The following is a 6,026-nucleotide window of genomic DNA, read 5'->3' as shown; positions in this document are numbered from 1 at the left end:
AGATAGCGCCAGTTCGCGTCTGGCGCTATCTCGGGTTCGCCCGTTCCCACAGTATTTTCCCTGACTATGGACGAACGGCGCAGTGCACAACAGATTCACCTAAACGCATAAAAACCGTATCAGGGCGCGGCAGATGGCCGCAGGCAGCGCTTTGATCTGATCCGCATAAATGAACAATTCCTGAGCCTGTTTTGTTTCCGGTGGGGTTTCTACAGTGCAGCTCGTGCCAGACCGGGTGGCCTGGCAAGACTTTGCAACCGTGGATGAACTGACCATGAGCACAGCAACAATCGGACAGGCTTATAACTACAAGGTCGTCCGCCAATTCGTCATCGCGACTGTTTTCTGGGGTGTCGTGGGCATGGCGATGGGGGTATGGATCGCCTCGCAACTGGTGTGGCCCGACATGAATCTGGACTTGCCGTGGACCACCTTCGGCCGCTTGCGACCGTTGCACACCAGCCTGGTGATTTTCGGCTTCGCCGGCAGCGCGCAATTCGCCGCCAGTTACTACGCCGTGCAGCGTACCTGCCAGGTGCGGCTGTACTCGGACAAACTCGCCGCGTTCACTTTCTGGGGCTGGCAATCGGTGATCGTGATCATGCTGGTCACCCTGCCGATGGGCTACACCACCACCAAGGAATACGCCGAGATCGAATTCTCCGGCGCGGTGTGGATGGCGGTAGTCTGGGTCGCGTATGCCATCGTGTTCTTCACCACCGTGGTGCAGCGCAAGACCAAGCACATCTACGTCGGCAACTGGTTCTTCGGCGCGTTCATCCTGGTGATCGCCATGCTGCACGTGGTCAATCACCTGTCGATTCCGGTGGACTGGTTCAAGTCTTATCCGGTGTACTCCGGCGCCACCGACGCCATGGTGCAGTGGTGGTACGGGCACAACGCGGTGGGTTTCTTCCTGACCACCGGGTTCCTCGGGATGATGTATTACTTCGTGCCCAAGCAAGTGAATCGGCCGGTGTACTCGTACCGGTTGTCGATCGTGCACTTCTGGGCGCTGATCACCCTGTACATCTGGGCCGGCCCGCACCATTTGCACTACACCGCGCTGCCGGACTGGGCGCAGTCACTGGGCATGGCGATGTCGCTGATCCTGCTGGCGCCGAGCTGGGGCGGCATGATCAACGGGATGATGACCCTGTCCGGCGCGTGGCATAAATTGCGCACTGACCCGATCCTGCGCTTCCTCGTCCTGTCGCTGGCGTTCTACGGCATGTCGACGTTCGAAGGCCCGATGATGGCGATCAAGACCGTCAACGCCCTCTCCCACTACACCGACTGGACCATCGGCCACGTTCACGCCGGTGCCCTCGGCTGGGTGGCGATGATCACCTTCGGCGCGACCTATCACATGGTGCCCAAGGTCTTTGGCCGCGAACGGATGCACAGCACGCCGCTGATCAACCTGCACTTCTGGCTGGCGACCATTGGCACGGTGTTGTACATCGCTTCGATGTGGGTCAACGGGATTACTCAGGGTCTGATGTGGCGGGCGATCAACGAGGACGGCACGCTGACGTACTCGTTCGTTGAAGCGCTGCAGGCCAGTCATCCGGGGTTTGTCGTGCGGTTTGCTGGCGGGGTGTTCTTCCTCAGCGGTATGTTGCTGATGGCCTATAACGTGTGGCGCACGGTGCGCGTTGCCGACGTTGCACTCGCCCATCGTGAAGCGCAGATCGCCTGATAAAGGGAGCCGGTCATGTTCGATGTTTTCTTGAATGTGTTGGGCGTGGTGTTTCTGTGGCTGGCGGTGGAGTACTGCTTGCGGCACGAGACGGCCGAGAGCCTGGATGAGGCGAGTCTGACGCCGTTTGCGGATGATCCGGAGGTGGCGCGGCGGGTTGAGATGGCCACCGGTAAGACCGTGAAAGCGGTGGCGCCGGAGGTGGCGAAGCCGGGGTGGGTCAATCTCGAAATGTGAGGTGTGTCAGGGGCAGCCCCCTCACCCTAACCCTCTCCCGGAGGGAGAGGGAACTGACCGGGTTGTTTACTCGAAATACACCGACCTGAAATATCGAGCCGAACTCAAAAACTGAAAAGCCCCCGATCTGCTCCCTTTCCGTCGAACTCAATATTGAAAACGACACAAATCTGCTCCCTTTCCGCCGAGCTCAAAATTGAAAACAACGCAGATCTGCTCCCTTTCCCCCTCGCCCCCTTGGGGGAGAGGGCTGGGCGGGCGGCGTTCCGATGAGGGGGTAGGCTTTTGATCTTAGGTGCGGTCGCGGGGGATGAGGCTCTGCAGTTGCTGCGCGAGGAAATTCGCATCGAAAGCAAACGTATCCGGATCCTTCAACCCATTGGTCTTGCGCCACTGCCAATCACCATTGGGCAACCCCACCAACGAAACACTCCCATAACGCGCCGCCGTCAGCCCCACCACCGCCAGCGAAATCTGACCACCGCTGCCCATCACATCCGGCACAAACTCCACCGGTTTGCCGGCAATCACGATGCTCAGTTTTTCAGTCTTGAAGGTTGAGGTCTCAACCGGCGTGCTCGGCCCGAACGCCACATAAGCCTCGCGACTCACCTCCAGCAACCCCGGCGCCTGCACCGGCTCCAGCCATTGCTGAATCTGCCCGAACAACTCGCTAATCCGTGTGGCCCAGGTCGCCGATTGCGTCTCGAACAATTGCTTCTTGTGCGCTTCGCTGTCGGCATAGTGGCGAAGCATTTCGCCCAGTTGCTGTACGTCGTCCATTGCGGTGTTCCTTCAAGGAGCGGTGCTGCGGACTTTGAGCATGGCAGATGCCGATGACGACCGTGCAAGTCATTTGCCTGCACGATCGCCTGATCGACCATTGACGGACAGAAGGTCAGCGTTTGCGCAGACGCGCCATGCTCAAAGTGTCGACCCATTGCCCGTCACGCACGGCGTAATCGCGGAACAGGCCCTCGTTTTCGAAGCCGAACTTGCGATAGAGGCCGATTGCCGCCTCGTTGTCGGCGTACACCGAAAGTTCGACCCGGTGCAGGTTCATCCAGTTGTCGGCGATGTCCAGCGCCGCTGCCAACAGCTTCGAACCGACACCCTTGCCCTGCCACGCTACCGCAACGGCCATGCCGACACTGCCCGCGTGACTGCGGCGAATTCGCGAAAAAGCCTCCAGCCCGAGATGCCCGATCACCGCACCTTGATGCAACGCCACCAGTTTCACCATCCGTTCGTTTTCCGGCATCAGTCGTTGACGCCAGATCTCGGCAGACTGAAACGGCATCTGCAGCACCTGCCGGGTCACAGCTGGGTCGTTGTAAAGCGCGGTGACGCTTTCGATGTGGGATTCGCTGAAGCGTTCGAGGTGAATGGCGGGGTTGTGCTCAGGCATGAAAGATCCCTCCTGGATCAGTGCGTGGCCGGTCACTGTAAACCGCTTCTTCACGGACTCGCCATGACTGTTTAAAGCCGTTGACCGAAACGTCCGGCAAGCCACAACGCCTTGCGCCATTACCTACGCATCCGCCAGAATCCGCCGGCTTGTGTGCCTTGGGGGGCCGGCTCTATCGTTTTCGGGTCGCTGATGAATCAGCGATCGGGTTTAGCAGCTCGGCAATTCTCAAGGCACGCTGGTTTCGCCATTTCTGTTTTATGGCGGCTTGCGTGGGGCACTTCGGTGCGCCGGGATCCTTGAGCCTGGTCTGCTAACCCGCGTACAGCCGCCACCTCATTCGTTTAGCAGCGATGGATGACGGCTCCATTTCTCAAGGAGCTTCACTATGATCAAACCAACGCCAAACCCGCCCGAAACCGACTCCACCTCGCCTTACGAATCGGTGGATTCGAAGACCTTCCACGAAGCCGCCGAACGCGCCCTCGATCACTACTTCAATCCCCTACTCCCCAGAAAACCGCTGCTCAAACCCAACACCCGCTACCTCATCGCCCCCGGCATCGACAGCGAAGAACTGCTGGCCGACGCCTGCGAAACCCTGACCTCGGCCAAAACCATGGCCACCGACTTCGCCGGGCTGGTGGACGGCTCGCATCGGCATGTGCTGCTGGGGATTGCGCAACTGATCATGCTGGGGGAACTGGCGGTGAATCGGGCGCTGGATAATCTTGAGGTGGCGGCTGAGCCGCGCGTTTGAGTGCTGAAACCAAAACGGCCCCTTTACGGGGCCGTTTTTCTGCCTGTTCAAATCCTTGGAGATCTCTTCGGCACTCGACCGTTCATCTATAAACAGCCTTCACCTGTCAGATCTGACAGTGGTCGATGCAACTGCATGGTGCTTTGATGAAGCTCATCTCAATTGCCCCGCGAGCAGATGCCATGAACGCCACCACGTCGCCCCCCATCGCCATTTTTGCTCTCACGCCTCCACAAGTCCTCCTCAAGACTGACCCGGTGATTGGTGCGCATATCGGGGTCTCGATCGTCAATCACTACAAAGACCCTTTGGGGATGGCAGTGCTGTTCGGGCCTTGGCAAGGTCAGGATCTGTATGAAACCGTTCACTTGCACCTGAACAACAACCCAAAGCCGATCAGCAGTGAAATCGTATTCAGCATCAGCGACCCGGTGCTGTTACGCCTGCCTGCCGGTTTGCTGCTGGAGGACATCAACAGTTTGCACTGTACGGTTGAGCGTCTTTCAGGCAACGGCGACACGTCTCCCTCATTGACGGTGCTTTACGATGCTTTTGCTCCAGGTGGCGATGAACAGGTACCGGGGGGCGGACATTCGGCACTCGCCATCAACGCCACCCCCACCAGCGTGGACGCCTCACAAGCTGCACAAGGCGTACTGCTAACGTTGGATTATCCGCACAAACATCTCTATGACCTGATCACTGTTGATAGCGGCGGAGTAGAGACCAAACATCGAATCGAACCAACGCCGACCAACCCCAACCCCGACCTGACCCAGCCAATCACACTCACTCTGACTACACCGCACTTTGCCAAGGATCCGAACAATCCGCAGTTCCCGATCAAGTACAACGTGATCAGCCAGACAAACAATTACTCAGGAACAACACAGTTGGGCCAATTCAATGCACAGGATCATTGGTCGATTCCTTGTCTGATCGATGTGCATCTGGATTGGGCAGAACTGCTCGAGGCCATCCTTCAGGAAATCCTCGGAGAAAACGGTGACGATCCGAAAGAAGTCGATCTGGGCAAAATGAATGGCGGGCCATTGTGGGCGCTGATTCACTTAATCAATACGATTTGGCAGGCGGGGGATCAGATTCATCTAACGTTCGAAGCGTGGCTGAACGGCGTCATGGTCGCCACCCATGACGAGACTTTGCCAATCGGCAATGTACCGGGGCAGTTTTCCTGGCCAATACCCAATGTAAAGGTGGTTGCCAACAGTCAGGTGAGGGTCAAGTTCGAACAGATCAGGGGAGGCAAAGTCATTGGCGTTTCCAGGGAAGCCCAGGCACGAGTAGTTGGAGAGGGTTTGCCGGACATTGAGGATTTTGAGTCCACACCCAGTCAGGGAGCCTCCGAGGTTGGGCAATCGGTTTCGACCAATAAAATCAAAGTAACCTTGACGGGAAAAGTTCATCCGAATGACTCGCTGGCCATTGCAAGGTTTACTGATCCCGTTGACGCAAATGGACAGGCGTTTTATGGGTATTTAGCGCAGCCTAATGGGCAAATTACCTCTCTATCTTATGAGGTGGAGCTGATTGGCAGGACTGCCAACAGACTGGTGATCTGGATTGCGGGTGGCAATATTTTTGGTAATGCCACTCAAATGAATTTGGTTTTCAGGGATACCGCTGGGGCGACGCTTAATTTCATTAACCTAACGGTCACCGCCTACCAGCGTCAGCAACAGATCGATACAGGGGTTCTGAACGGTATCAAGTCGATTGCTGTGGTAGTGAATGGTCAGGTAATCATCGATCGGATACAGTTTTTGTAGCCCTCGCATAGCTCTCACTCCAGCGTCCCAAGACAACGGAAAAAACGGGACGCCCATTAGCCGGTCTCAAGTCAAGGTTAAAAGCCACCGCGCCCTGCAGTTTTCAACTGCAGGGTTTGCTCTCCAACT

6 protein-coding genes are annotated in these 6,026 nt (G+C 57.3%); 4 read left to right on the top strand and 2 right to left on the bottom strand.

From position 1 onward, the window contains the following. Positions 1-274: 274 nt before the first annotated feature. Positions 275-1,702, top strand: a complete 1,428-nt coding sequence (ccoN, locus tag AC07XZ_RS29020) for a cytochrome-c oxidase, cbb3-type subunit I (RefSeq protein WP_102688684.1) — start codon at positions 275-277, stop codon at positions 1,700-1,702. A gap of 15 nt (positions 1,703-1,717) precedes the next feature. Beyond that, complete coding sequence (locus tag AC07XZ_RS29015) at positions 1,718-1,939, top strand: CcoQ/FixQ family Cbb3-type cytochrome c oxidase assembly chaperone (RefSeq protein WP_085683834.1); 222 nt, start codon at positions 1,718-1,720, stop codon at positions 1,937-1,939. A 291-nt stretch (positions 1,940-2,230) separates the two neighbouring features. Here the strand turns inward: AC07XZ_RS29015 and AC07XZ_RS29010 are convergent, their stop codons facing one another. Together AC07XZ_RS29010 and AC07XZ_RS29005 are read right to left on the bottom strand one after the other, a co-directional pair. Further along, entirely contained in the window at positions 2,231-2,722 is a 492-nt protein-coding gene (locus tag AC07XZ_RS29010; protein ID WP_085745844.1) for a hypothetical protein, read from the bottom strand. Between the two features lie 115 nt (positions 2,723-2,837). Next, a complete protein-coding gene (locus AC07XZ_RS29005) occupies positions 2,838-3,347 on the bottom strand; it encodes a GNAT family N-acetyltransferase (RefSeq protein ID WP_085745845.1) in 510 nt (169 codons plus the stop codon). A gap of 388 nt (positions 3,348-3,735) precedes the next feature. On the opposite strand from AC07XZ_RS29005, the gene AC07XZ_RS29000 reads away from it, so the two are divergent. Together AC07XZ_RS29000 and AC07XZ_RS28995 are read left to right on the top strand one after the other, a co-directional pair. Continuing rightward, positions 3,736-4,107, top strand: a complete 372-nt coding sequence (locus tag AC07XZ_RS29000; protein ID WP_102688683.1) for a DUF6124 family protein — start codon at positions 3,736-3,738, stop codon at positions 4,105-4,107. Positions 4,108-4,253: 146 nt separating this feature from the next. Next, complete coding sequence (locus AC07XZ_RS28995; protein ID WP_102688682.1) at positions 4,254-5,897, top strand: hypothetical protein; 1,644 nt, start codon at positions 4,254-4,256, stop codon at positions 5,895-5,897. The last annotated feature ends 129 nt before the right edge of the window (positions 5,898-6,026 follow it).

The organism is Pseudomonas sp. GW458-11-26-14-LB4 (genome assembly GCF_059423925.1).
This window is presented reverse-complemented; position numbering and strand designations above follow the sequence as displayed.

What these genes read in the sequence shown, in the direction of transcription:
- AC07XZ_RS29005 (WP_085745845.1), bottom strand. Translation starts at nt 3,347, where the DNA reads ATGCCTGAGCACAACCCCGCCATTCACCTCGAACGCTTCAGCGAATCC.
- AC07XZ_RS29015 (WP_085683834.1), top strand. Translation starts at nt 1,718, where the DNA reads ATGTTCGATGTTTTCTTGAATGTGTTGGGCGTGGTGTTTCTGTGGCTG.
- AC07XZ_RS28995 (WP_102688682.1), top strand. Translation starts at nt 4,254, where the DNA reads ATGAAGCTCATCTCAATTGCCCCGCGAGCAGATGCCATGAACGCCACC.
- ccoN (WP_102688684.1), top strand. Translation starts at nt 275, where the DNA reads ATGAGCACAGCAACAATCGGACAGGCTTATAACTACAAGGTCGTCCGC.
- AC07XZ_RS29010 (WP_085745844.1), bottom strand. Translation starts at nt 2,722, where the DNA reads ATGGACGACGTACAGCAACTGGGCGAAATGCTTCGCCACTATGCCGAC.
- AC07XZ_RS29000 (WP_102688683.1), top strand. Translation starts at nt 3,736, where the DNA reads ATGATCAAACCAACGCCAAACCCGCCCGAAACCGACTCCACCTCGCCT.